The 24,806-nt window shown below is 61.2% G+C and carries 23 protein-coding genes; 15 read left to right on the top strand and 8 right to left on the bottom strand.

The features are described 5' to 3' along the window. Positions 1-12 precede the first annotated feature (12 nt). The gene (locus ACKPCU_RS13985; protein ID WP_321347596.1) at positions 13-1,773 is read right to left on the bottom strand and encodes a DUF1302 domain-containing protein; all 1,761 of its coding nucleotides are present in this window, start codon (positions 1,771-1,773) and stop codon (positions 13-15) included. 261 nt (positions 1,774-2,034) lie between these two features. Here ACKPCU_RS13985 and ACKPCU_RS13980 point away from each other — a divergent pair, with 261 nt between their 5' ends. Further along, positions 2,035-3,507 (top strand): helicase HerA-like domain-containing protein, encoded by a 1,473-nt coding sequence (locus ACKPCU_RS13980; protein WP_321347595.1) that lies wholly within the window; start codon positions 2,035-2,037, stop codon positions 3,505-3,507. 58 nt (positions 3,508-3,565) lie between these two features. Next, positions 3,566-5,140 (top strand): DNA recombination protein RmuC, encoded by a 1,575-nt coding sequence (locus tag ACKPCU_RS13975; protein ID WP_321347592.1) that lies wholly within the window; start codon positions 3,566-3,568, stop codon positions 5,138-5,140. Positions 5,141-5,173: 33 nt separating this feature from the next. Here ACKPCU_RS13975 and rnk read toward each other — a convergent pair whose 3' ends face one another. After that, on the bottom strand, positions 5,174-5,581 hold the full coding sequence (gene rnk / locus ACKPCU_RS13970; RefSeq protein ID WP_104737606.1) for a nucleoside diphosphate kinase regulator: 408 nt from the start codon (positions 5,579-5,581) through the stop codon (positions 5,174-5,176). 288 nt (positions 5,582-5,869) lie between these two features. Between rnk and ACKPCU_RS13965 the strand changes: the two genes are divergently transcribed. From ACKPCU_RS13965 to ACKPCU_RS13930, 8 genes are read left to right on the top strand one after another with little or no spacing between them, the layout of a single operon-like run. After that, entirely contained in the window at positions 5,870-6,727 is an 858-nt protein-coding gene (locus ACKPCU_RS13965) for an urease accessory protein UreD (protein WP_321347589.1), read from the top strand. Positions 6,728-6,742: 15 nt separating this feature from the next. Next, entirely contained in the window at positions 6,743-7,045 is a 303-nt protein-coding gene (ureA, locus tag ACKPCU_RS13960) for an urease subunit gamma (RefSeq protein ID WP_104737604.1), read from the top strand. A gap of 10 nt (positions 7,046-7,055) precedes the next feature. Next, a complete protein-coding gene (locus ACKPCU_RS13955) occupies positions 7,056-7,361 on the top strand; it encodes an urease subunit beta (protein WP_088275339.1) in 306 nt (101 codons plus the stop codon). A 22-nt stretch (positions 7,362-7,383) separates the two neighbouring features. Next, positions 7,384-9,084, top strand: coding sequence for an urease subunit alpha (gene ureC, locus ACKPCU_RS13950; protein WP_104737603.1), 1,701 nt, complete (start codon positions 7,384-7,386; stop codon positions 9,082-9,084). Positions 9,085-9,094: 10 nt separating this feature from the next. Beyond that, complete coding sequence (gene ureE, locus ACKPCU_RS13945) at positions 9,095-9,583, top strand: urease accessory protein UreE (RefSeq protein ID WP_104737602.1); 489 nt, start codon at positions 9,095-9,097, stop codon at positions 9,581-9,583. Then, the gene (locus ACKPCU_RS13940) at positions 9,576-10,265 is read left to right on the top strand and encodes an urease accessory protein UreF (RefSeq protein WP_229744349.1); all 690 of its coding nucleotides are present in this window, start codon (positions 9,576-9,578) and stop codon (positions 10,263-10,265) included. Before ureE ends, ACKPCU_RS13940 begins: the two co-directional genes overlap by 8 nt. Positions 10,266-10,278: 13 nt before the next feature. Beyond that, the gene (ureG, locus tag ACKPCU_RS13935; protein WP_088275330.1) at positions 10,279-10,923 is read left to right on the top strand and encodes an urease accessory protein UreG; all 645 of its coding nucleotides are present in this window, start codon (positions 10,279-10,281) and stop codon (positions 10,921-10,923) included. A 1-nt stretch (position 10,924) separates the two neighbouring features. Beyond that, positions 10,925-11,512, top strand: coding sequence for a HupE/UreJ family protein (locus ACKPCU_RS13930; RefSeq protein ID WP_321347582.1), 588 nt, complete (start codon positions 10,925-10,927; stop codon positions 11,510-11,512). A gap of 94 nt (positions 11,513-11,606) precedes the next feature. Here the strand turns inward: ACKPCU_RS13930 and ACKPCU_RS13925 are convergent, their stop codons facing one another. Then, positions 11,607-12,581 (bottom strand): alpha/beta hydrolase, encoded by a 975-nt coding sequence (locus ACKPCU_RS13925; protein WP_321347580.1) that lies wholly within the window; start codon positions 12,579-12,581, stop codon positions 11,607-11,609. Between the two features lie 119 nt (positions 12,582-12,700). Here ACKPCU_RS13925 and ACKPCU_RS13920 point away from each other — a divergent pair, with 119 nt between their 5' ends. The 5 genes from ACKPCU_RS13920 to ACKPCU_RS13900 all read left to right on the top strand — a co-directional run bounded on the left by ACKPCU_RS13920 (position 12,701) and on the right by ACKPCU_RS13900 (position 18,178). After that, positions 12,701-13,618: an AAA family ATPase gene (locus ACKPCU_RS13920; protein ID WP_321347578.1), complete on the top strand. Its 918-nt coding sequence runs from the start codon at positions 12,701-12,703 to the stop codon at positions 13,616-13,618. Continuing rightward, positions 13,615-14,589 (top strand): DUF58 domain-containing protein, encoded by a 975-nt coding sequence (locus ACKPCU_RS13915; RefSeq protein WP_321347576.1) that lies wholly within the window; start codon positions 13,615-13,617, stop codon positions 14,587-14,589. The genes ACKPCU_RS13920 and ACKPCU_RS13915 overlap by 4 nt, the downstream gene beginning before the upstream one ends. Further along, complete coding sequence (locus ACKPCU_RS13910; RefSeq protein ID WP_321347574.1) at positions 14,586-16,595, top strand: transglutaminase TgpA family protein; 2,010 nt, start codon at positions 14,586-14,588, stop codon at positions 16,593-16,595. Before ACKPCU_RS13915 ends, ACKPCU_RS13910 begins: the two co-directional genes overlap by 4 nt. Before the next feature lie 38 nt (positions 16,596-16,633). Next, positions 16,634-17,098 carry a DUF3429 domain-containing protein gene (locus ACKPCU_RS13905; RefSeq protein ID WP_104737596.1) on the top strand — a complete coding sequence of 155 codons (465 nt, stop codon included), beginning with the start codon at positions 16,634-16,636 and terminating at the stop codon, positions 17,096-17,098. A gap of 183 nt (positions 17,099-17,281) precedes the next feature. After that, positions 17,282-18,178 (top strand): hypothetical protein, encoded by an 897-nt coding sequence (locus ACKPCU_RS13900; protein WP_321347571.1) that lies wholly within the window; start codon positions 17,282-17,284, stop codon positions 18,176-18,178. A gap of 6 nt (positions 18,179-18,184) precedes the next feature. Here ACKPCU_RS13900 and ACKPCU_RS13895 read toward each other — a convergent pair whose 3' ends face one another. From ACKPCU_RS13895 to ACKPCU_RS13875, 5 genes are all read right to left on the bottom strand, one after another. Beyond that, the gene (locus ACKPCU_RS13895) at positions 18,185-18,523 is read right to left on the bottom strand and encodes a zinc ribbon domain-containing protein YjdM (RefSeq protein WP_321347570.1); all 339 of its coding nucleotides are present in this window, start codon (positions 18,521-18,523) and stop codon (positions 18,185-18,187) included. A 102-nt stretch (positions 18,524-18,625) separates the two neighbouring features. Further along, positions 18,626-19,750 carry a YbaY family lipoprotein gene (locus ACKPCU_RS13890; RefSeq protein WP_321347569.1) on the bottom strand — a complete coding sequence of 375 codons (1,125 nt, stop codon included), beginning with the start codon at positions 19,748-19,750 and terminating at the stop codon, positions 18,626-18,628. Between the two features lie 120 nt (positions 19,751-19,870). After that, positions 19,871-22,198: a fatty acid cis/trans isomerase gene (locus ACKPCU_RS13885; protein WP_407651857.1), complete on the bottom strand. Its 2,328-nt coding sequence runs from the start codon at positions 22,196-22,198 to the stop codon at positions 19,871-19,873. Positions 22,199-22,373: 175 nt separating this feature from the next. After that, the gene (locus ACKPCU_RS13880) at positions 22,374-23,213 is read right to left on the bottom strand and encodes a DMT family transporter (RefSeq protein ID WP_104737592.1); all 840 of its coding nucleotides are present in this window, start codon (positions 23,211-23,213) and stop codon (positions 22,374-22,376) included. Between the two features lie 60 nt (positions 23,214-23,273). Next, on the bottom strand, positions 23,274-24,806 hold the full coding sequence (locus ACKPCU_RS13875) for a sigma-54 interaction domain-containing protein (protein ID WP_407651856.1): 1,533 nt from the start codon (positions 24,804-24,806) through the stop codon (positions 23,274-23,276).

Below are 24,806 nucleotides of genomic sequence, written 5' to 3'. Positions count from 1 at the left end.
CTCCGTTTCTTATTAGAAGTTAACGCCGACGCTGACAGCCACGAAATCGCGGTCTGTGTTCGGGTTATAGTCTCCACCGAAGAAGTTGGTGTAGTTGATGCTGGCGTTGTACTTGTTGTTGTAAACGCCGGTCAGACCGACGCTGGCGGCCATTGAACCTTCAACAAAGTTCGGGCCAGTGCCGTTGACGTCGTGGGAAAACGCAAAGCTGGGCTTGAGTGCCACGCCAGCGAAGCCTTCGTACTCCATGTTGACCAGTGCTCGGTAGCCCCAGGAACTGCTGGTGTAGAAACCGTCGTAGGTACAATCAGACGGGTCAGCGGCATTGAGCACGGCCTCACAGGCGCCGAGTGGAAGTGGACCGGATCCGTACAGCGAATCGCGACCATAGCGCAGCTCATCAAGACCTCTCTTGATGCCGCTGATGTGGTTGTAGCCAACCTCGCCAATCACCGTCATGCTGCGGGCACCCAGAATGTTGTCAAAAATCCTGATGGCGGTTACCTGTGCTTGCGTTACAGGCATGCGGGTATAACCCTGAATCACTGTGCCGGCGGGAATGGTTGAACCCAACGATGCGCCAGGAACGTGACCGCTGGTATTGATCGGGCTGATGTGGTTTGTCAGCGCGGCTCCGGTCAAGTCGTTCGAACTGATCTGGACTGGCTGGTTTGGCCGGTAGCTGACTTCGCCAGACAGTGCCGTGCCGCCGACGTTGGTCTGGAAGCTTACACCGTAGATACGGATATCTTCCGGGTAGGCGAGGAAGTAGTTACCCAGCAAAGGCACATCAACTTGCCCGGTCTGGTTATTGGGTTCTGCTCCAATCGGTGTCGGAGCTCCGCCGTTGCCGGCAGAAATGGTGTTATAGGTCGGTAAGCGGCTGTGAATGTTCATGAAATACAGGCCAAACTCGGTCTGATTCAGCTGCTCAGCGTAGTAGCGGAAGGACACACCAAACTGACCTTCATCCTTGGCGTCACGGTCCCCGGCGCGTGGCAGGTAGACAAACGTCGGGTCGCCGTTGGCGCCGTTCTGACTGCCACCAACGCCGACCTGATAGCAGCCGTCAGCCAGGGTGTCGCTCGGCGAGAAAAAGGTGCCGCAGTTGTCGATGACGGTCTGATCCCACTCCAGCTGGTAGAACGCTTCCATGCCCAGGTTGTCGGTCAGGCTCTGTGACAGATAGAGCATGTTGACCGGGATCAGACCTTCCTTGATTTCGGCACCGGGACGGCGGAACGCGGCAACGTCGATGGGGTTGATGCTGTTGATGCCGTTCTGAATAAAGGTGCTTTCACCCCAGCTCACCACCTGTTTACCGATACGCACTGAGCCCGGCATGTCGCCAATGGTGTAGTTGTGGTAGAGGAAGGCATCCAGTAACTGAATGCCGGATGCCTTGGCGGCAGTCTTGCGGTTGTCGTCACTGATGTCGTAAAGGTCCTGATGGCCGTCCTTCAACTCGAAGTCGTACCAGTACTTGCCACGCAGAAATACACCGGTGTCCCCGTATTGCAGCGACAGGTCGTGGATGCCCTTGAAGATCGTGGAGAACGCATCGCCCTTGTCGAAGTTCAGCCGGTTATCGTCGGTGTTGGCAGCGTTTGCATTGCCACCGCTATTGGCCCAGATGAAGTCTTTGTCGGGGTTGGCAGTTGCCCAGCTGGAGCCGATGGAAATGCTTGAGTCGAACTGTCCTTCGATGTCACCAATATCAAATCGCACCGCATGCGCGGGCAGCGCTGAGGCCATTGCGATGGCGACTACCATGGGTTTTAGGCTGCACTGTAAGAGCTTTCTTGTTTTTATGTTTTTCATGTTGTCCTCGCGCCGGGCGCTTGTTGTTATTGAGGATCCCAGGCTCGCAGCAGTGCTCGAAGGCGATTCTGCCGCTGGATTTGACTCTATGCCGATACTTTTTCTGTTTATCCCCCCCTAATGGGGGAGCGGCGGGGGATGGGGTGCTTACAGGGAAACGCCGCTCGTCCATAATGCGGGCGGGTGTCGAGCCAGACCAACGGAGAGTGGGAAATGACTACCAGAGCGTTGTTGATCGGCGGTAATGCAGAGGGAACGGTTGCCATAGAGCCGCGTATGGCCAACCGCCACGGGCTGATTGCAGGCGCAACCGGCACTGGAAAAACGATCACATTGCAGGTGCTGGCACAGGCTTTCTCGCAACTGGGTGTCCCGGTGCTGGTCCCTGATATCAAGGGCGACTTCTCGGGCATTGCCAAACCGGGTGTAGTGTCGGAAAAGCTTCAGCAGCGCGCGCTGCGCGTCGGTATTGAGGCGCTGGAACCCAAAGGCGCGTCGGTAGTGTTTTGGGATGTGTATGGTGAGAAAGGGCACCCGCTGCGCCTGACCATCTCCGAGCTAGGGCCGCAATTGCTGTCGCGGCTGTTGGGGCTGAATGAAACCCAGAGCGGCATCATCGATATTCTGTTCCGGGTCGCTGATGATCAGGGCTGGCTGCTGCTCGACATGAAAGACCTCCGGGCGATGCTCAATCATGTCCACGAGCACCGTGCCGAGCTGGGGCCACGCTACGGCAATATCTCGCCAGCCAGCGTTGGTGCTATCCAGCGCTCGTTGCTGCGCCTGGAGCAACAGGGCGGGGAGCAGTTGTTTGGCGAGCCTGCCGTCTCGCTGGATGACTTTCTCCAGGTCGACGAGCACGGTCAGGGCGTGGTCAATATCCTGCATGCCGAGCGTCTGTATCGGGAGAGCCCGCTGGGCTATGCCTGTGTCCTTCTGTGGCTGCTGTCCGAGCTGTTTGAGCAACTGCCGGAGGTTGGCGATGCCGACAAGCCCCGGTTTGTACTGTTCTTCGACGAGGCCCACCTGTTGTTCAATGACACGCCCAAGGCGTTGCTGGATCGTATCGAACAGGTCGTGCGTCTTATCCGTTCCAAGGGCGTGGGAGTGTATTTTGTGACCCAGAGCCCGCTCGACCTGCCGGATACCGTGCTGGCGCAGTTAGGCAACCGGGTGCAACACGCGCTGCGCGCGTTTACCCCGCGAGACCAGAAAGCAGTCCGTGCTGCGGCCCAGACCTTCCGCGCCAATCCCGATCTGGATACCGAAGCCGTGATCACTGCACTGGGCGTGGGTGAGGCGCTGGTCTCGGTGCTGGATGAAAAGGGAGCGCCGTCAATCGTGCAGCACGTGTGGGTGCGACCGCCGGACAGTCAGATGGGGCCGATTACGGACGCCGAGCGCGCTGCCATGCTCGCCGCTTCACCGCTCAAGGGAGTGTACGACGAGCCGGTTGATCGCGAGTCTGCCTATGAATTGCTGCAACAGCAGGCCGAGCGTTCGATGTCAGAAGAAAAACCGGCAACGCGCAAACAGGGCACCACGCGCAGCCGGCGTGAAAAGAGCATGGCCGATGAAGTGACGGACATGATCACGTCGTTTGGCCGCAGCGCCATGCGTTCCATCGGCACTCAGCTTGGCCGGCAGATAGTACGCGGATTGCTGGGTTCACTGCGCAGTCGTTGATGGCGGTTACATTCAGCCGCGAGCACAGGGATAATGGCGGCAGTTAAAGGAGAATTGAATGCCCGCGCTTGATCTGACTCTGTTGTTACCTGTGCTTTCCCTCGCATTGCTGGCTGGCTGGGGGCTTACGGCCTGGTTGTTGATGCGCCGCAGCAGCGCGCTGCAGGAGCAGCTTGGCGAGGTGCAGTCGCAGCTCGGGGAGGCGCAGATTACCGCGCAGCAGGCCCAACTGGAGTTGCATCAGCAGGGCAGTGAGCGCGGCGCACAGCTGACTCGCATTGAGCACCTGCAGGAGTCCCTGACCGAACTGCGTGAGCAGCAGCAGCAGCTGCAGTCGCGGCTCAGCGAGCAGCAGGCCCAGCAGCAATACTGGCAACTTCAGGCTGAGCGTGCGCAAACGCTGGGCACAGAGCAGGGGCGTCAGCTGGAGGAGCTGCGCAGCGAGCGTCAGCGTCTGCAGGGGCGATTGGATGAACTGCAGCAGGAACACGAAGCACTCAAGGTGCGTCACTCCACCCTGGAAAGCTCGTTGGAACAACGGCAGCAGCACTTTGCCGAGCAACAGCAACTGCTCAAGGACAGTCGTGAGCAGTTGAAGATGGAGTTCGAGCAGCTGGCGGGCAAGATCTTTGAGGCCAAGGGGCAGGCTTTTTCGCAGACCAGTCAACAGTCGCTGGACGCGCTGCTTAAACCCTTCCGTGAGCAGATCGACCAGTTCCGCGCGAAGGTCGAGGATATCCACCACAAGGACACCCAGCAGCAGGCCACGCTGGCGGCAGAGCTCAATCACCTGAAGGAGCTGAACCGTCAGATTACCCAGGAAGCCCACGATCTGAGCACCGCGCTACGCGGCCAGAAAAAGACCCAGGGTAACTGGGGCGAACTGATTCTGGAGAACGTGCTGGAACGCTCCGGGCTGCGCGCCGGCAAGGACTTCCAGCGTGAGGTCAGCATCAACAACGCCGAAGGCAAACGCCAGCGTCCGGACGTGCTGGTCTATCTGCCGCAGGACAAGCACCTGATCATCGACGCCAAGGTGTCGCTCAACGCCTACACCCGCTATATCAACAGCGAGGACGAGGCCGAGCGGCGCATCGCCTTGAGCGAGCATGTGCAGTCGGTCAGTGATCGTATCCGTGAGCTCTCGGATCGCAATTATTTTGAGCTGCCGGGGCTGAATGCGCCGGAGATGGTGTTTATGTTCATCCCCATCGAATCGGCCTTTGTTGAGGCACTAAAGGCAGATGAGAGCCTGTTCCAGAAGGCGATTGAGCAGAATGTGCTGGTGGCAACCCCGACCACGTTGCTGACCAGTCTGAACATCGTGCGTCAGCTGTGGCGCTTTGAAGACCAAAACCGGCACACCGCGGAGCTGGCCGACCGCGCCGGCAAGATCCACGACAAGCTGCGCACCTTTCTGTCGAGTATGGACGGCATTGAAAGCAGTCTGGATAAGGCGTCGCAGGCCTATCGCAAGGCGCGGGACCAGCTGGTCGACGGACGCGGCAACCTGGTCAAGCAGGTCAACGAGTTCAAGGAATTGGGCGTCTCGGTCAAGGCAGAGCTGAGTGAGGAGTGGACCGAGCGAGCCGCGCTGGAGCTGTCGCACGAACGCGGCGAAGAGACGCCCTGATACAGTGCATTGCCCCGGGCTGGGGCAAATGCATCAGAGGTGGAAATCACCATTGGCTTCTGGCTGATAGAGCACATCGATAATTTTCAGCCGCAGGGGCCGCCCGGCCGGGCCCTGCCAGTTGATGCTCTGACCGATCTTCAGGCCCAGCAGCGCCATGCCAACCGGCGCGAGCACGGAAATGGTGCCGGGGCGGCCAGCCTGTTCCGGGTAGACCAGGGTCAGCACAAACTCCCGATCGCTGGCCTCGTCAATGAAACGCACCGTCGAGTTCATCGTAACCACGTCCTTGGGAATCTGTCGGTGGCTGATGACGCGTGCGCGCAGCAGTTCGTCCTCCAGCGCTTCGAGCATTTCCAGCGGGGCCGGTATATCGGCCATTACCTTCTCCAGGCGTTGAACATCCAGACGGGTCAAGACGATTGCAGGGGATTTGTTCATGGCGAACGGCACTACTCCTTGATCAGAGTTGGGTAAAAATAAGGTAAGGGAAAACGTCGACAGGACGCCGACCTGTCGACCATAACAGATTGACGCTGAGTTGCAAGGCGGTGAATGTTTCCAATTGTGCTCCAGAGTAGTGCATAAGAAAGCTGTCCAAATGGTCGGTGACCTGAATTGGTGCGCGCCTCACTGCGCCGTCCTCGTGCATCCCCCGGAACTCGGGAGCGCTTATGTGGCATGGCACTTGCTCTGTAAAAACCGATATTGGGTTGGAAACGAGTACGCATGACACACGCCTGGCACCTTGAGCAGCATGACAGCGCATTGAACTGGCAGGCCGGGTTGCGGCTTGGTTTTGTGCGATGCGGCGCGCGCACCCAGCTGGCTCACACCAGTCACCGCGGCCCGTTGCGCGTGCAGCGTCCGTTTACTCCGGAAGGGGTTGATTGCCCGCATTTGTACATTTTGCACCCACCGGGCGGGCTGGTCAGTGGCGACAATCTGCGTCTGCAGGCCGACATGCAGGAGAACGCTTGTACTGTCCTGACTACGCCATCCTCCGGCAAGTTCTACCGGGCCCGTGATAACGGTACCCTGCAGGTGCAGCACAATCGGTTCTCGCTGGCGCCTGGCAGCAGCCTTGAATACCTTCCGCAGGACACCATCGCCTTCGAGGGCTGCAACGCGCGCATGATCACCCGCATCGATCTTGCCGCTGATGCCCGCTGCGTGGCCTGGGATTTGCTCTGCCTTGGGCGCCCGGCAGCAGGTGAGGGCTTCAGCTATGGTCAGGTTGATCAGCGGCTGGATGTCTGGCGCGATGGCCGGCCGATCTACATCGAACGCAACCAGTTCGTCGGTGGCGATCCGTTGTTGGCAGCCCGCTGGGGACTTGGCGGCTGTGGCGTCAGTGGTACCTGGCTGGCGACTGTGCAGCTGGACCGCCAGCAGATGGATGATCTGCGTGAAAGCTTGACCGATTGCCCGGAGCTGGCGCTGACCCAGCGCAACGGGCTGCTGATTGGGCGTTATCTCGGCCTGCATGCCGAGCATGCGCGCAATACCTTTATTCGTCTGTGGCGGCAGCTGCGTCCGTTGATCAACGGCCGTGAACCCTGTGCACCACGCATCTGGAACACTTGAGATGGAGCCCTCTTCATGGAGCTGACACCCCGCGAGAAAGACAAGCTGCTGCTGTTTACCGCCGCGCTGCTGGCCGAGCGCCGGCTGGCCCGTGGCGTAAAGCTGAACTACCCCGAGTCGATGGCCTATATCAGTGCTGCCATCATGGAAGGCGCGCGCGATGGTCGCAGTGTGGCCGAGATGATGAGTTATGGCCGCACGCTGCTGACCCGCGAGCAGGTCATGCCCGGCGTGCCGGAGCTGTTGGCCGAGGTGCAGGTCGAAGCCACCTTCCCGGACGGCACCAAGCTGGTCACCGTCCATAACCCGATTCCCTGAGGAGCCCGTCATGATTCCAGGAGAAGTGCAGACCCGGCCCGGCGTGCTGCAACTGAACGAAGGGCGCGAAACACTGGTGATCAGCGTCGCTAACAGCGGTGATCGTCCGGTGCAGGTCGGCTCCCATTACCACTTTGCCGAGACTAACCCGGCGCTGCAGTTTGATCGCGATGCGGCGCGAGGCTTTCGTCTCAACATCGCCGCCGGCACCGCGGTGCGCTTTGAACCGGGGCAGAGCCGCGAGGTAGAACTGGTGGCGCTGGCGGGTGAGCGCAAGGTCTATGGCTTCCGTGGCGACGTCATGGGCAGTCTCTGAGCAGATATGGGGGAAGCGAACAATGGAAATCAGCAGACAGGCCTATGCGGAAATGTACGGCCCAACCACCGGCGACCGCGTTCGCCTCGGTGATACCGAGCTGTGGATCAGTGTCGAGAAGGACCTGACCCGCTACGGCGAAGAAGTGAAATTCGGTGGTGGCAAGGTCATCCGTGATGGCATGGGACAGAGCCAGCGTACCCGCGCCGAGACGCCGGATACCGTCATCACTAACGCTCTGATCGTCGATTGGTGGGGCGTCATCAAGGCCGACGTGGCGATCAAGGATGGCAACATCCAGGCGATCGGCAAGGCCGGCAACCCGGACATTCAGCCCGGCATCGACATCATCGTCGGGCCGAGCACCGAGGTGATCGCCGGTGAGGGCATGATCCTTACCGCCGGCGGCATTGATGCGCACATTCACTTTATCTGCCCGCAGCAGATTGATGAGGCACTGATGTCCGGTGTGACCACCATGATCGGTGGCGGCACCGGCCCGGCCACCGGCACCAACGCGACGACCTGTACGCCGGGTGCCTGGCATATCGGCAAGATGCTGCAGTCGGCCGAATGCTTCCCGATGAATCTGGGCTTTCTCGGCAAGGGCAACGCCAGCCTGCCGGACCCGCTGGAAGAGCAGATTCAGGCCGGTGCCATGGGCATGAAACTGCACGAAGACTGGGGCACCACCCCGGCGGCGATTGACTGCTGCCTGAGCGTGGCCGATGCCTTCGACGTGCAGGTGGCGATCCACACCGACACCCTGAACGAATCCGGCTTTGTTGAAGACACCCTGGCGGCCATCAACGGCCGGGTGATTCACACCTACCACACCGAAGGGGCCGGTGGCGGTCACGCGCCGGACATCATCAAGGCCTGCGGCGAATCCAACGTACTGCCGTCCTCGACCAACCCGACGCGGCCCTACACCATCAACACCGTCGACGAGCACCTCGACATGCTGATGGTCTGTCACCACCTTGATCCGGCCATCGCCGAAGATGTGGCCTTCGCCGATTCGCGCATTCGCCGCGAGACCATCGCCGCCGAAGACATCCTGCATGACCTGGGCGCCTTCTGCATGATCTCCTCCGACTCCCAGGCCATGGGCCGTGTTGGTGAGGTGATTACCCGCACCTGGCAGACCGCGCACAAGATGAAAGTCCAGCGTGGCCCGCTGGAAGGCGACGATGATTGGTCCGATAACGCGCGGGTCAAACGCTACATCGCCAAGTACACCATTAACCCGGCGATCACCATGGGCGTCGGTCATGTGGTGGGCTCAATTGAAGTCGGCAAACTGGCGGATCTGGTGCTGTGGAAACCGGCGTTCTTCGGCACCAAGCCGAGCCTGATTCTCAAGGGCGGGGCCATTGCAGCGGCGCCCATGGGTGATCCGAATGCCTCCATTCCGACGCCGCAACCGGTGCATTACCGGCCGATGTTTGGCGCCTTCGGCCGGGGCATGGACACCACCTGCCTGACCTTTGTCTCGCAGGCGGCGATTGATGCTGGCGTGGCGGAAAAGCTGGGCCTGAAGCGTCGTCTCGAGGCCGTGCGCAATACCCGCACTATCAGCAAGGCCGACATGAAACTGAACGATTATCAGCCGGACATCAGCGTCGATCCGCAGACCTATGTGGTCAAGGCCGACGGCGTTGAGCTGCTCTGCGAGCCGGCTGACGAGCTGCCATTGGCGCAGCGTTACTACCTGTTTTAAGGAGAGCACGATGCTGGAATGTCATGCCTGGCTGGAGGACGAGTCCGGTCCCCATGACCACGTACTGGAGCTGACCTACGAGCTGCGTACCCGCAGCCGTCTGCGTGCCAAAACGGTTGCCGGAGACGAAGTCGGTCTGTTTCTGCCCCGTGGTCGCGTGCTGGCGCAGGGCGATCGTCTGCAGTGCCTAGACGGCAGTGTGCTGATGATTGCCGCCGCGCCGGAAAAACTCTCGCGCGTTGTTTGTGACGACACCCTGAAACTGGCCCGCGCTGCGTATCACATGGGCAACCGCCACGTGGCGCTGGAGGTGCATGCGACCGAGCTGCGCTACCAGTGCGATCATGTGCTGGACGCCATGCTGGTGGGCTTCGGACTGGAGGTCGAGCAGATCACCGCACCGTTCAACCCGGAGAAGGGCGCGTATCACAACCACAGCCACAGCGTAGCCACGCCGGCCGCGCCGCTGCTGCGCCTCGCTGGGCATGCCCATGACTGAGGTGAGCCCGGTCGCTGATCTGGCCCTGCTGCGTGTGCTGCAGCTGGCCAGTCCGGCGCTGCCGATTGGTGCCTACGCCTACTCGCAAGGGCTGGAGTACGCCATCGAGCAGAACTGGGTGAGTGACATCGACAGTGCCGCCCACTGGCTTGGCGGTTTGCTCGGTCACTCGCTGGCGAAGCTGGATATTCCGTTGCTGCTGCGCCAGTACGATGCGCTGGAGCGTGATGACGAAGGCGCGCTGTTTTCCTGGAACGACTGGCTGCTGGCCAACCGGGAAACGGCAGAGTTGTACCTTGAAGACAGCCAGCAGGGCGGGGCGCTGCTGCGCCTGCTCAAGTCGCTGGCGGTGCCGGCGGCGATGGAATGGCCGCAGGGCGAGCCGATTGCGCTGATGACCGCATTGGCGATGGCCGGGCAGCACTGGCAGACCGGTGCTCGTGCGCTGGCGCTGGGTGCGCTCTGGAGCTGGCTGGAAAACCAGACCGGCGCCGCAACCAAATTGATTCCGCTCGGGCAGACCGACGCCCAGCGGTTGCTGGATCGCATGCTGCCCGATTTGCCTGCTGTGGTGGATACCGCCGCCACGCTGTCAGCCGATGATCTCGGCGCAGGATTACCGGGCCTGGCCTTTGCCAGCGCCCGCCATGAACATCAATACACCCGATTGTTTCGATCTTAAGGAGCACTGACACATGACTTCCAGACCTGCACTGCGGGTAGGCATCGGCGGACCGGTCGGGTCCGGCAAGACCGCGCTGGTTCGCACCCTCTGCGAGCGCCTGTACCCACACTACAACCTGGGCGTGATCACCAATGACATCTACACCCGTGAAGACGCCGATTTCCTGTTGCGCCATCAGGCCCTGCCGGAAGACCGCATTCTCGGGGTAGAAACCGGCGGCTGCCCGCACACCGCGATTCGCGAAGATGCGTCCATGAATCTGGCGGCGGTGGCCGAATTGCAGGAACGCTTCCCGGACATGGAACTGGTGCTGGTGGAGAGCGGCGGTGACAACCTGGCTGCGACCTTCAGCCCCGAACTGTCTGATCTGACCCTCTACGTGATCGACGTGTCTGCCGGCGATAAGATTCCGCGCAAGGGCGGCCCGGGCATCACCCGTTCCGACCTGCTGATCATCAACAAGACCGACCTGGCCCCGCTGGTTGGTGCTGATCTGGATGTTATGGACCGTGACGCCAAGAAGATGCGCGGCGAGCGTCCGTTCGTGTTCTCGAATCTCAAGAGCGGTCAGGGCGTGGACCAGATCATCGAATTTATCGTACGTCAGGGCATGCTCAAGGCTCTGCCGGACACTGCACAGCAACAAGGAGCCTGACATGACACTGTTGAACAAACGCCTTGGCTTGATTGCCACTCTTGCCCTGCTGCCTGGACTGGCGCAGGCGCACCCCGGCCATGATGTCTCGGGACTGGCCGCCGGGATCACGCACCCGTTGATGGGCATGGATCACCTGCTGGCGATGGTGGCTGTTGGTCTGTGCGGCGCCAAGCTGGGCGGTGCTGCCCGCTGGCTGCTGCCGGTGCTGTTCGTTTCCGTGATGCTGGTGGGCGGTGCGTTGGCGATGGCGGGTGTGCACCTGCCGGGTGTTGAACTGGGCATTGTTGGCTCGGTGATTGTGCTGGGGGCGTTGCTGGTTGTGGCGCAACGCGGTCAGACCGCGCCGGTCGCGCTGCTGGTGGCTGGCTTCTCGCTGTTCCACGGCTACGCCCACGGTGCGGAAATGCCGGCATCGGCTGGCGCACTGAGCTATGCACTGGGCTTTGCTCTGGCCACTGCCGTGCTGCATGCTGCCGGCCTGTTCGGTGGTCTTTGGCTGCAGGAGCGCAAGGCCGCCCGTGTGGTCATGGGCAGCCTGGGCGCGCTGATCAGCCTGGCTGGCGTTGGGATGGCCGTCGGCATGTGATTGGCTGCGATACCGGCGGGGTGTGTCCGCCGGTATCGTGTCTCTGCGTTTAACCTCTTCGCTCCCTTTCCTTCCAGCGTCGCTCGGTCTTCTTTCAGGGCTTTCGGCTTGTGCCGTTGGCTGTTGTGGTGCTTTTCCTCGCTCGTGCAGTTTCTTCCTGGTTGGTGCAGCCTGAGGCGACGGCCGAATCAGTGCTGACTCGCTGGCCGCCATCTCGCTTGCCGTGCCGGCTGACAAAGCAATTGACCTGCTCAATCACCGGTGCCCAGTCCTGAAAGGGCGCTGCCAGGGTGAGCAGAATTTTGATGTGCCCCATGTCGTTCAGCACCGCGCTTTGCGTGGTTACCTTGTTTTCTCTCAATGCCTCGGCGAGTTGCCGGGTGTTGCGCTGTGGGTCAACCAGGCTGTCATCGGCTCCGGCAAGCAGCAGTGCGGGCGGGCTGGCAGCACTGGCATGGACCAGTGGCTGGGAGTCAACCGGTGTCTGCGGATGATAGAAAACCGGCTGCACATTGGGGTTGATGATCGGCAGAAAGTCATAGGGGCCGGCGAGGCCTATCCAGCCACTGAGCACCTCAGGGGCAAGCTGTTCTTGTGCCAGCCAGCGCGGGTCGAGCGCGAGCATGGCGGCGTTATAGGCGCCGGCACTATGGCCCATGACGAACAGCGGGCCGGATGAGCTTTGCCAGTCGCTCTGGTTAGCCCGAGCCCAGGCCAGCGCCTTGGCACTGTCGCGCAGAAAGTCGGGATAGCGGACCTCCGGATACAGTCGGTAGTCGGGGATCACCGTGATAATGCCGCGACTGGCCAACGCCTGGCCGACAAAGCGGTAGTCGGCGCGTTCGCCGTTGCGCCAGCTGCCGCCGTAATAGAACACCACTATCGGGGCGTTGGCTTTCAGGTCCAGCGGCAGGTAAACGTCCAGCCGCTGACGCGGCAGCTCGCCGTAACTCAGGTCGGTGAGGGCTTTATAGTCGCTGTTGGGTACTAGCCAGTTGACCGGGGCGAGTGCGGAGCAGCCACCCAGTAGGGAGGTCAGCAGCAGGGACAGTGTGCGCAGCAACGGCATGGAACTCCCTCTGATTTGCCTAGTGGACGGTACACAGCCTGTTACAAGCTATTGCATTTGTCTTTCCCGCAGCAGCGCTTGCACCTACCATGGCATGGTAGCCCGGAGAAGAGGTGAGCATGAAGGATGTGTTAAGCGCGGCGCAGGACGCGATAGGCGAGGTGCTACTGGGCAAATCCCAAGCAATCAAGCTGGCGCTGGTCTGCATTTTGGCCAAGGGGCACCTGCTGATTGAGGATCTGCCCGGCATGGGCAAGACCACGCTGTCGCAGGCACTCGCCAGAGTACTGGGCATGAGTTATCAGCGTATTCAGTTCACCAGTGACCTGCTGCCAGGCGACATTCTGGGCACCTCGGTGTTTGATCGCAATACCGCTCAGTTTGTCTTTCATCCAGGCCCTATCTTTGCCGAACTGGTGCTCGCTGACGAGATCAACCGTGCGACCCCGAAGAGCCAAAGCGCTCTGCTCGAAGCGATGGAGGAGGGCCAGGTGACGGTTGATGGGGCGACTCGCCCGCTGCCCGATCCGTTTTTCGTGATCGCCACCCAAAACCCGGTTTCCCAGTCCGGCACCTTTGCCTTGCCGGAGTCGCAGCTGGATCGGTTTTTGATGCGCCTGTCGCTCGGTTACCCCAGCGAGGCGGCCGAGAAGAGCCTGCTGCAGGGCGATGACCGGCGGGTTCGTCTGGACGGAATCGATACCGTGCTCGGCCGTGAACAGCTCTGTGCGCTGCAAGCCCTGGTGCCGCAGGTTACCGCCAGCGACGCGCTGATCGACTATATCCTGCGGCTGGTCAATCACACCCGCAACAGTGACGCCTGCGCCTGGGGCTTGTCACCACGGGCCAGTTTGGGCCTGCTGGCCGCAGCCCGCGCCTGGGCACTGCTGGAACAGCGCAATTACGTGATTCCCGAAGACGTGCAGGCGGTGTTGCCGGCGGTGGTCAGTCATCGTCTGCGCGCCACCCACGATCCGGCCGGGCATGGCGGCGACAGTCTGGCGCGCTGGTTGCTGTCCGAGGTGTCGCCGGTGTGAACGTTGGGGTGCGCAGTCGCCTGCGTCAGTGGCACCGGGGTTGGTTGCGTCGCCGTATTCCGCCGGCGCAGCAGATTCGGCTCGATCACCGGCGCATTTTCATCATTCCGAGCAAGGCCGGCGGCGCCTTCCTGTTGCTGCTGGCCATCATGCTGGTGGGTGCCATTAACTATCAAAACAGTCTGGTCTACGGCCTGACCTTCACTCTGCTCAGTCTGTTCTGGGTGGCGTTGCATCATACCTACCGGAATCTGGGCGGGGTGCAACTCAAGGCAACCGGCGGCAGACCGGTGTTCGCCGGTGAGCAGGCTCCGCTGAGCCTGGTGCTCAGCAGCATGCGGCGGGAGCATCAGGCGCTGCGTCTAAGCTGGCCGGAGGTCGCCACGCATACGGTAGACATACCTGCTGCAGGCGAACAGGCCGTTACGCTCTACCATCCCACCCGTCGTCGCGGCTGGCTGCCGCTCGAGCGCCTGCGTATTGAAACCGTGTATCCGCTTGGCTGGTTCCAGGCATGGAGTCTGCTTGATCTGGACTGGCAGGTACTGGTGTATCCAAAGCCGGTCAAATGCCCGCTGCCGAGGGGGAGTGCGCCGGATGGTGCTGAGCATGATCAGGACCAGATGCTGGTTGAAGGCGTGGATGATTTTCAGGGCTTGCGGGCTTACCAGCCGGGCGACTCGCGTCGGCGGCTCGACTGGCGCGCCTGGTCACGCGGGCAGGGGCTGCACAGCAAGGTATTCGCCGAACCGCAGCAGCAAAGCCTGTGGCTGAATCTGGGCGATGCGCCGGGACGTGATCTGGACGAGCGCCTCGGTGTCATGACTGGCTGGGTGCTGGCGTTGGAGACCGATCGTCGGCCCTATGGCCTGAGCCTGCCGGGACAGCAGATTGAGCCAGCGCTGGGGGATGTCCACCGTGAGCGCTGTCTGCGTGCGTTGGCATTGTACGGACCGGGAGTGCCAACATGAGGGCGCTGATTCCGCGAAATAGTCTTGCCTGGCTGCTGATTGCCCAGCTGGTGGTGCTGGTGCCGCATCTGCCTCGACTGCCCTGGTGGCTAGCTGGGCTGTGGTTGGGGTGTGCGCTATGGCGGGTCCAGATTCAACGCATGCGCTGGGGCTATCCGGGGCGTCTGCTGCGCGTAGGCGGGCTTTTGCTGACCGGGCTGGCGGTGTTTTTTACCCAAGGCACGCTGATCGGGCTCGATGCCACGGTGATGCTGTTGCTGCTGCTGTTCATGCTCAAGTTGCTGGAGATGCGCAGCCCGCGCGATGCGCTGGTAGTGATTTATCTGGGCTTTTTCATCGTCGCCACCGCGTTTCTGTTCGATCAGGGTATCCCGCTGGCGCTTTACCAGTGCTTCAGCGCGCTGGTTCTGGTTGCTGCGCTGGTCGGGCTGCAGCAAAGCCCTGCGCGTAATGACCCGCTCGCAGCGCTGCGTCACGCCGGCGGCATGCTGTTGCAGGCGCTACCGCTGATGCTGTTGCTGTTTCTGTTCTTTCCCCGACTGGCGCCGTTATGGTCGGTGAACCTGCCCAGCAACAGCGCGCGGACCGGACTGTCTGAAAGCATGGCCCCGGCGGATATTGCCAATCTGGCGCAGTCGCCGGAGCTGGCGTTTCGGGTGCAGTTTGACGGTCAGACGCCGCCAGCCGCGACGCTGTACTGGCGTGCTCTGACCATGAGCCGCTTCGATGGCAGGGCCTGGTCGCAGGATCGGAGCCTTGAGCGGCGAGCGGCACCACCGACAGTAGCGGAGGGTGGCCCGCTGCATTATCAGGTAATTGCCCAGCCCAGCGGCCGCAGTTGGTTGTACAGCTTGAGAGGCAGCAGCAGTGATACGCCACAGGTAACAAGGCTGGCTGACGACACTCTGCGCGCGCGCATGCCGTTGGGCAGCACCTTTGCCTACGAGGCCTCATCCTACAGTGCGGCGCGATTGCAGCCGGATGGCCTGTCGGCGAGGGAGCGACAGCGCGAACTGCAGTTGCCCGCCAGCGGCGACCCGCGTGCGCGTGCCTGGGCCCAGCAGTTGCGAGCAGAACATGCCAGCGATGCCGGGCTGATTCAGGCGCTGCTGCAGCAGTTTGCCGAACAGCCCTTTCACTACACACTGAAGCCCCCTGCGCTGGGGCAGCACGCCAACGACGAGTTCCTGTTCGACACCCGACGCGGTTTCTGTGAGCACTATGCTGGCGCCATGGCGTTTGTGTTGCGTGCCGCAGGTATTCCCGCACGGGTGGTTACGGGATATCAGGGCGGCGAGTTGAACCCGCGAGGTGGGTATCTGCTGGTCCATCAGTTTGATGCCCATGCCTGGGTTGAGGCGTGGCTGCCGAATAGCGGCTGGACAGCCTTTGATCCAACCTTCCAGGTGGCGCCGACGCGAATCGAGCGGGGCCTGGAAGAAGCAATGCGCGAGGAGGGCAGCTTTCTTGCAGAATCGCCGTTGTCCAGCGCGCGTTACCGTGGGGTCAGTTGGCTTAACAGCTTGCGTCTTGGCTGGGATGACCTGAACTATCAGTGGCAGCTGCGAGTGCTGAACTTCCGCTCAGAGGAGCAATTGGCCTTATTCCGCCGCTGGTTGGGTACCGCGGACTGGCAGCGGGTAGGAGCCGTTGTACTGGTGCTGGTGTTCAGCCTCATGCTGGTGCAGGCGTTCATTTGGCTGCGCCCGCGGCGGCTGACCGGGACGCCAGCGCAGCGGGCCTGGCAGCGCCTGGATCGGCGTCTGCGGCCACTGGGACTGGGCGCCAAGACAGGCGAAGGGCCGCGCGACTGGCAGCAGCGCATCAGCCGTGCCTTGCCGTCGCAGCAGGCTGAAATAGCGGCATTTTTCGACTGCTTTGTTGCCCAGCAATACGCTGGCGGTGAGGCGGATGCGGCGATGCTACGCCAGCGGCTGAAAACGTTGTTACGACGGCTACCGCGCCGCCGCACACCAGGCTTGTCGGTACCCGGCAAGGCCCTATAATTAATCCGGTTTTCAGGACATTTTGCAGCGGAGTTTGCATGCATCCATTCGGCGCGACACGCCCCCCACGCCTTGCGCTAGGGCTGGGGTTGGCTGGGCTAATACCCTTTGTATCCGGTGCTTTGAGTCTGTGGGTGACGCCCGAGGCGTGGCGAGATCGTGTGCTCGAGGAGTTGCTGGCCTACGCCGCTATCACCCTGGCTTTCATGGGCGCCATCCACTGGGGACTGGCCATGCGTGCGGAGGAGAACAGCGACAAGGCACCTGTGCAACTGGGGCTGTCGGTGATTCCGCCATTGCTGGGGTGGGTGGCGTTGGCGCTGCCAAATGCGCTTGGCCTGCCGGTTATTCTTGTTGCCTTTGCGGCGCTGTATTTCGCCGACATCTGGGCGGTTGAGCACGGCGTTGCGCCAGTCTGGTATCCGGCGCTACGCAGACCGTTGAGCATCATCGTGGTCTGTTCGCTGCTGGTGGCCTGGCTGGCGACCGTGTTTGTCAGCTGAGGGTCACCACTTCGGGTGATGGGCCCGCTGGGCGGGCTGTGATCAAGTGTGTAGCACAGCCATCACTGCGGATATCCTGTGCATCCTGACTCTTCCTTACACTGCGTTGACGGGCGTTGGTTACTCGCGCTCTATTGCGTCATTCCGCTGTCTTTTATTGTGGTTGCACTGGATACCTTGGTCTTGCAACGGACCTTGCTGCATGGCCTGTTGCCCGACGACCCGAATGACTGGGCCCTGTGGGCTCTGCTGTTTGGCTTGCCGCATATTATCGCCAGCGCGCTGACGTTGTCTGATCGAGATTACCTGCGGCATTACCGGTGGCGACTGTTACCCGCCTCGCTGGTATTTCTGCTGGTATGCCTTGCCGGATGGTATGGGCCGCAGCCGCTGAGCTACCAACTGCTGTTTGTGTTTTTTGCCGGCTTTACCGTATTTCATGTCCTCTCCCAGCAGTTGGGCATTGCACTGGTCCTTAGCGGGCGCAGGCCGGGTCGTCTGTTTCGCCTTTGGAAGTGGGCCGCCATATTCGCGGGCATGGCGATCTATCTGATGGTCTACGGTGGGCAATATCTGGGGCGGGTTCAACTGGCTGGCATCGACGGCTACAGGCTGTTTGCCTGGCTGGCTGGCTGTTTCTGCGCGGCTCTGATCTTGTTGACCTGGCAGCTGGCGCGAGACTGTGAAGAGCGACTGGGGCGCTGGTTCATCTGGGCCAACGGGCTGCTGCTGATCAGCGCGTTTGCGATCAACGAACTGGGATACACCTTGCTGGTCATCCTGATGCCGCGGCTGATTCATGATCTGACGGCGTTCAGCGTGTACATCACTCATGACCGCAACCGGCAAGTGCGAACGTCAGCAGGCTGGCTGTATCGCTGGCTGCCATCTAACGGTATGACGCCGTTCGTGGTGCTGCCAGCAGCGTCGATCCTGATTGCCTGGCTTCTTAACAGCTATCAGCAGCATGCCTTCATCGGGATCGCAATCCTGCTGATCTCGTTCATGCATTATTACTGGGAAGGGTTTGTCTGGCGCGGCGAAAGCCCGTTGCGTCAGCACGTTCGCTTTCGCCGCTGACAGGCCTCAGACCTTTTTGACGAACTCGGACTTGAGGTTCATCGCGCCGATACCGTCGATCTTGCAGGCGATATCGTGATCGCCGTCGACCAAGCGAATGTTCTTGACCTTGGTGCCGACCTTCACTACCAACGACGAGCCCTTGACCTTGAGATCCTTGATGACGGTCACGGTGTCGCCATCCTGCAGCGGGTTGCCGTTTGCATCCTTGATACCGGACTCTTCGGTATCGCCACCCTGGTCAGCTGATGACCATTCGTGGGCGCACTCCGGGCAGATATACATCAGGCCGTCCTGGTAAGTGTAGGGGGACTGACAGGCAGGGCATTGGGGCAGATCACTCATGCGGGTACCTCTGGATAACGGGGGTTGACCCTGCGAAACGCAGGGTCATTGGCGCCGGCATAATGCCCGATAGCAGGCGTGCTGTCCACGCTGGAACGGGTGTTACTGGGCTTTTGCGACGATCTTGCGGTCATCTGTCGCGATCAGGTACAGCTGTCCCTGGTCGCTGATATCGAACCGCGACAGCTGCTGAAGCACGTTGAACAACGCCTGATCCTGTTCCATCAGGCCGCCTTTGCAGGCGCGTTCGGTGGCTGCAATTGTGTGCGTGCTCAGGCCTTCGCCGGTAAGCTCATAGCCGGTAGAAAACGCATTGCAGGCGCCCTGGCCACCCAGTTGGCCATCGATTGTAAAGCTGATGGTTACCGTTTGTTCTGGATCGACGGCATCGCCATTGATGGTCTGGACCTGCCAGGTTTTGCCGACAAGCAGTGTTTCAGGCGCGCCCCCGCAACCGGACAGGGCGGTTTCCCCCGTCTGCACCTCGACGCTGTAGGGGTAGGGCATGCCGGTCATGCTGTCGTGGCAGAGCTCGGGTGTGATCTCGACAACCATGTTGTGTTGCGCCGCTGCATCAAAGCGCAGGCTGTTGCCCTGTTGGGTGGCAGTGGGGGTCGGGGTAAGCTGGGTAGCAGTGCTGTTCTGGCGATTCAGCCGCATGCGTTCGCTGTCGATTGCCAGTATCCAGCCCGGCTCATTGCCGCGTGCTTCCAGCGGCAGCATGGTGCTCACGTCGACCACTTGCGAATCCTGGGGAACGCGGCCGCTGACCTTCACCATGTTCAATAATCCCATGTCGTTGACCTCCTGGCTGAGGTCAATCGAGTGGCGAGTGTCGGTGGTCCAGAGCAGTTGCCCCTCCGCGCTGAAGATTTGGCCGGAGACGGCGTAGCTCATGCTTGGCAGGAACATTCTCGGTTCCACGTTCAGCTCGAACGGCACCGGAATCTGCGTACCGATCAGGGTGGTTTTCTGTTCTGCCAGTACGGTAGACGGTGCGTCCGCACGCGAGACGTCCTGCAGCTTCACGTGGGCGACGCTCCCCGGAGGCAGGGCGATGCGCTCGCGGCAGCCGATAGAGCCGGTTACCAGCCGTGTTTTCGGCGGCATCTGCTCTTCAGCCTGAGTGGCGGATGTGGGGGTATCGGCGCCGCCGTTGTGGGCACAGCCAGCCAGCAGGCTGCCAAGTGCGATTGCGAAGAAAAGGCGTGAAGGCGTTATCAGCATAAGGGGTCCCTCCGACTGAGCCTGCATGGGCTGAAGCTGTCCATTGATGGTGAGTTGAGTGTAAACCAAAATCCACCAATGGCCGCCGCCCCTGCCTATCGGGACGGCGGAGTAGAGCGGTTACAGATTCTGGTATCGATTGATGTCGAATAGACCCGCTTGTGTCAGGTCCGTTTCCTCAACGTAATGACGGAAGTCGGCTATCACCTCCCAGAACGCCGGATTGGTGCGACGTACGCCCCATTTTTCCGCTACCTGCGACAGGCCCTCTGAACTGCTTACCGCGCGTAGCGCAGTGATGAAGTCGGGCAGTTCGTCCAGGCTGACATCGAAGCTGAAGTTCGGATAACTGCCCAGCGTGCCGCGCATGACAGTCAGGGTGTCGCGCTCGGGTTGCAGGCGGGTATCTTCGCCGAACATGAAGGCGACGTTGGTGTGCGAGCGGTTGTGGACCAGGCTATAGACCCAGCGATTCTCGCCGTCAGTAACGCGCAGGAAGCTCACTTCAGGCATCAGCGGTATCACCGGCAGTGTTTTGCCAGTCTCCCTGCTGAATGTGTGCAGGGCTCGGTCTATCTGCACCTCGCTGGCGCTCAGCTCACGGCGCAGGCAGTTGCCCTGCGGGCAACGGTTGAGCGTATCGGGGCCACTGCTGACGCCGGCGGTGCGGGTCATCAGTTGGCTGGCGAATTGGGCCATGATACTGGCGTTGTCCTGATGGTCTGCTGCTCGATAGTCGATTGCTACCGGAACGTCGAGGTTGACGTCGGTATAGGCAATCTTGTCCTTGAGCTGGGCATGACCCTGGTACCACTGGGCATACAGGGCAGAACGGGTGTCCTGCGGCACAAAGCGTAGGAAGTTAAGCTCCGAGCCGTTGCGAATCAGATCAAAGTACAGCCGGGTCTGGGCCTGATGGGAGAGGCTGCCAAATACGTTGAAGTTGACCACCAGCTCGTAATAGGTGCGTTCCAGCAGGGGATAGTCCATCACCCAGATGGTGTCGGGCACCTGACCCCACAGACCGCGGCGTACCGAGGCGCTGTCATGGTGGCGGAAAATGCTCAGCAGGGCGTCCTGGTTATAACCGTCGCCGTCCCAAATCTCGCTTATGTCGGCGCCGCCGGGTTTGCGTTCGGCGTAATAGTCGTGGCGTAGCTGCAGGTACTGATTGCGCTTGCTGCTGTACTCCAGCCATTCGCTACCAAGAGCAGAGAGGTCGCTATCCTGACCGGGCAAACCGAGCAGCGGTGTGGTAATGCTACGGTAAATGGCATCATTGACGTAGGCTTCCTGTTCCGGGTCTTCGAACACTGCCCAGAACTGGTCGCGGATGACGTCGGTCGCCACCTGACCACGGCAGACCGGGCCACGGATGAAGGTGCGCACGAAATACTCGGCCGAGTCCAGCATGAACTGGTAGCGGGCCTTGGCGGGTATGGCGGTGAAGGTGAGGAACGGGTTGGAGCGCTCGGCGTAGTCGTAGCCGGGTGGGGTGGCAACGGCCCAGTCATTCTGGAAGAACAGCTGCTGCCAGCGACGCATCCGCAAGTCGTCCAGGCCGTAAGTGATATGGGTTTTCTCGACCAGTGTTTCGCGCAGTGGGCGCAGACGGTAATAGAACCGTTCGCCCGGATCGTCGTTAGGGCGAACGGTGCGCAGCGGTCTGACCGGCAATCCAGGCGGCGTACTGGAGCGCACCAACTCATAAAAACTGCTCCCCGATATGGTTGGGAAGTGCAGGTGAGCGACGAACAGGTGCTCGAACAGGTAGCGGGAAACCAGTTGCTCGCGCGCTCCGCTCTGGTTGAAGAACGACTCCCAGCGGTCGATGCTTGCCTTTTCGGCGTCAGAGGGCTGCCAGGCTTGCGGCGCGGTGTTGGCACCTTCGCCGATCCAACGGCTCAGAGTGGCAAATTCCTGCTCACTCAGGCCGGTGACGGCATAGGGCATACCGCCATGCGGATTGTCTTTCGCGTAGCCCTTAAAGTCGTCGATGGTTGGGCAACTGAAGGCGTGTGCGGTGCCGATCTTGATGTCTTCCGGTAGAACCGCATTGGCTGGCAGCGGGTTGTTTTGCCCCAGCTCGATCATGCGGTAAAGCAGCGAGCCGTCGAGCCGCTGCACCTTGCCCTCATCGGCTGCGTGCAATACAGAGAAAAAGTCCATTTCTCGCCATGCCTCGGTACTGCTGGCATCGATGCCAAGGCGGGTCGGCTCCGCGTCATCTATGCGGGTGGCATCGTAGACCTGCCGTGCCGATGCGCCGCGCTCTACCCCGTCTGCGCTGGTCAGTTTCAACTGGCAGGGGGCGTCGTAGCAGCCGTGGCAGGCCATGCACTTGTTTTCGAGAATCGGTTTGATATCGCGCTGGTAGTCGAGTGACCGCTGGGGGGCGGTGGTTATCGGTTCTGCGTGGAGGTTGTTTGACAGGGAACTGAAGGTCATTACCAGCAGGGCAGCGAGCATGGCAATAGAAGTAAGGCGCAGGGGCGCGCGCCATGAGCGTTGGTGCATGGATTCCTTCCTTAAAGACAGACCACAGACTGCGTGGCTCGCGCTCATCATGCCTCAAGCCAGAGCGGATTGGCCAGATATTGCGACTGCCTCGGCCGTGGAAGGTTCAGCCGGTCTTGCGTGGCCGGGTCAGCACCAGCGCTATGCCGCCAAGGATCATCGCAGATGTCAGCGACAGCCTCAGTGTGAGAGGCTCAGCCAGCAGCAAGGCGCCTCCCAGCGTGGTAATCACCGGTACGCTGAGCTGCACGGTGGCCGCCACGCTGGCGCGCAGCAGCGGCAGCGCTGCGTACCAGATGGCGTAGCCAAGCCCAGAGGTAATGGCGCCCGAGGCCAGCGCATAGAGCACGCCCTCGGTGTCCAGGCTTTGGTTCTGCAGCATCACCAAACTGAGGATGATTGCCAGTGGTGCTGTGCGCAGGAAATTGCCGGCGGTCACGGCGGTAGGGTTGGTCGCGCCACGTCCGCGAAGTGAGTAAACGCCCCAGGCAATACCTGCAGCCAACATGCTCAGTGCGGCCGGCAATGGCGGGGCGCTGGTCCCTGGCAGCAGCAGCGCAATAAGCCCAAGTGTTGCCAGCGCCATACCCGCCTGCTGCGGCAGCGTCAGCCGTTCACCGCGAACGATGCCTGTACCGATCATGGTGACCTGTACCGCAGCGAACAACAGCAAGGCGCCCATACCTGCATCGAGGTGGATATACGCCCAGGAAAACCCTGCAGCGTAGGCAAACAGTGCGATTGCCGACGGCCAGCTGCCTTGGCTGGTTACGCTGCCGCCACGCAGGGTAACCAGCAACCAGAGCGTCGCTGCACCGGAGATCAGTCGCAGACTGGTAAAACTGGCCGGGTCAATCCCGGTGGTGTCCAGTGCCAGGCGGCACAGCACGGAATTGCCGGCGAAAGCCAGCATGGCCAATACAGTCAGCAGCATTGCCTTGGGCATGGTTCAACTCCGGCGAAGCAGGGCTGACCATCAAACCCTGAATTGTCGCCAGTCGCAATGCTACTTTCGCGCTCCCTTAGCCTGCTGTCTTGTCCGCAGCGGTATGCCCAGTCGCTGCATGCGATAGAGCAGAGTGCGGCGCGGGAGACCGAGCACCTGAGCGGTTTGCGTCTGGTTACCGTTGTGCTTCTGCAGGGTTTCGTTCAGCAGGTTTCGCTCGACCTTGTCCAGTTGTTCGCGCAGGGTCAGACGGTGTGCGTGGGTTGGTGTATTGGGCAGTTGCAGATGCTCGGGGAGCAGCAGGTTGCCGTCACAGAGCAATAGCGCGCGGGCAATGAGCCCCTTGAGTTCGCGCACGTTGCCGGGAAAGCGGTGGCTTGCCAGGTAGGCCAGCGCGCTGTCTGACCAGCGGCAGTTGGAGCGCTGCAGGAAAGTACAGGTTTCACGGGTGAAGTGCAGCGCCAGCTCGCGGACATCGGCGCCGCGCTCACGCAGCGGTGGTAAGGTGATCGGAAAGTGGCTTAGGCGGTAGTACAAGTCTTCACGGAAGCGCCCCTGCTCAACCTGGCCATAAAGATTCTGGTGCGTCGCAGCGACGATGCGTACGTCGACACGATGGCTCTGGTTGCTGCCCAGTGGGCGTACTTCGCCTTCCTGCAGCACCCGTAAGAGCTTGGCTTGCAGCGCCAGCGGCATGTCGCCGATTTCGTCCAGAAATAGGGTGCCGCCGTTGGCTGCGTCAAACAGCCCCTCCCGGTCCTGGTTGGCGCCGGTAAATGCCCCCTTGCGGTAGCCGAACAATTCGCTTTCGAGCAAGTGCTCGGGCAGAGCGCTGCAGTTCTGGGCGATAAAGGGCTGGGTACGGCGTGACCCGTAGTCATGAATCGCCCGTGCCACCAGCTCTTTGCCGGTACCCGTTTCCCCTCCAAGCAGAACGGTGACCGGGTTGTGCAGCACCTTGCTGACTAATCGATAGACCTGCTGCATGGCAGGGCTCTCGCCAATCAGACCGAAACAGCCGTGCTCACTGTCCGAGGCCGGTTCCGTTAGCGCGGGAGTGGGGGCTTGATGCACCAAGCCTGCCTGCTTCAATGCCTGCAGCTGTGCCAGCGCGATAGTGCCGATCAGTGCCAGTGATGCCGTAAGGTCCTCGTTTATACTGCGGCTTCGGCTGGCCAGCACCAGCAGGCCTGATATCTGCTGTTGGCGGTCGAGCAGCGGCTGGCAAAGCAGGCTACGCCAGGGGGACTGGCCTGTCGGCAGAAATGGCGTGGCGTGCAGGCTTCGATCCAGTTCGTTCAGCTGCAGCGGGGCGTTCTGACTGAGACTGTATGCGAGCAGTGACTCGCCCAGCCCATCCTGACCAGTGCCGGCTTCCGTGTGGCCGTCCAGCCACTGACAGCACAGCGGCAGCTGGCTGTGGCTGGCATCGAGCAGGTAGAGCTGAACCAATGCACAGTTGCTCAGCTCGGCCAGCCAACTGACCAGTGCTTGCTCCAGCTCAAACGGGCGCTGGCAGCGTGTCAACGCTGCCAGTCCTTCGAGGACCTGAGTAACGTCGGGCGTTGACTCCGCCGGAACCCTTACGGGCAG

Origin of the sequence: Halopseudomonas oceani (assembly GCF_963677335.1) — a bacterium.
Classification (GTDB): Bacteria; Pseudomonadota; Gammaproteobacteria; order Pseudomonadales; family Pseudomonadaceae; genus Halopseudomonas; species Halopseudomonas oceani.
The sequence above is the reverse complement of the archived record's forward strand: the minus strand, read 5'-3'. Positions and strand labels throughout refer to the sequence as shown.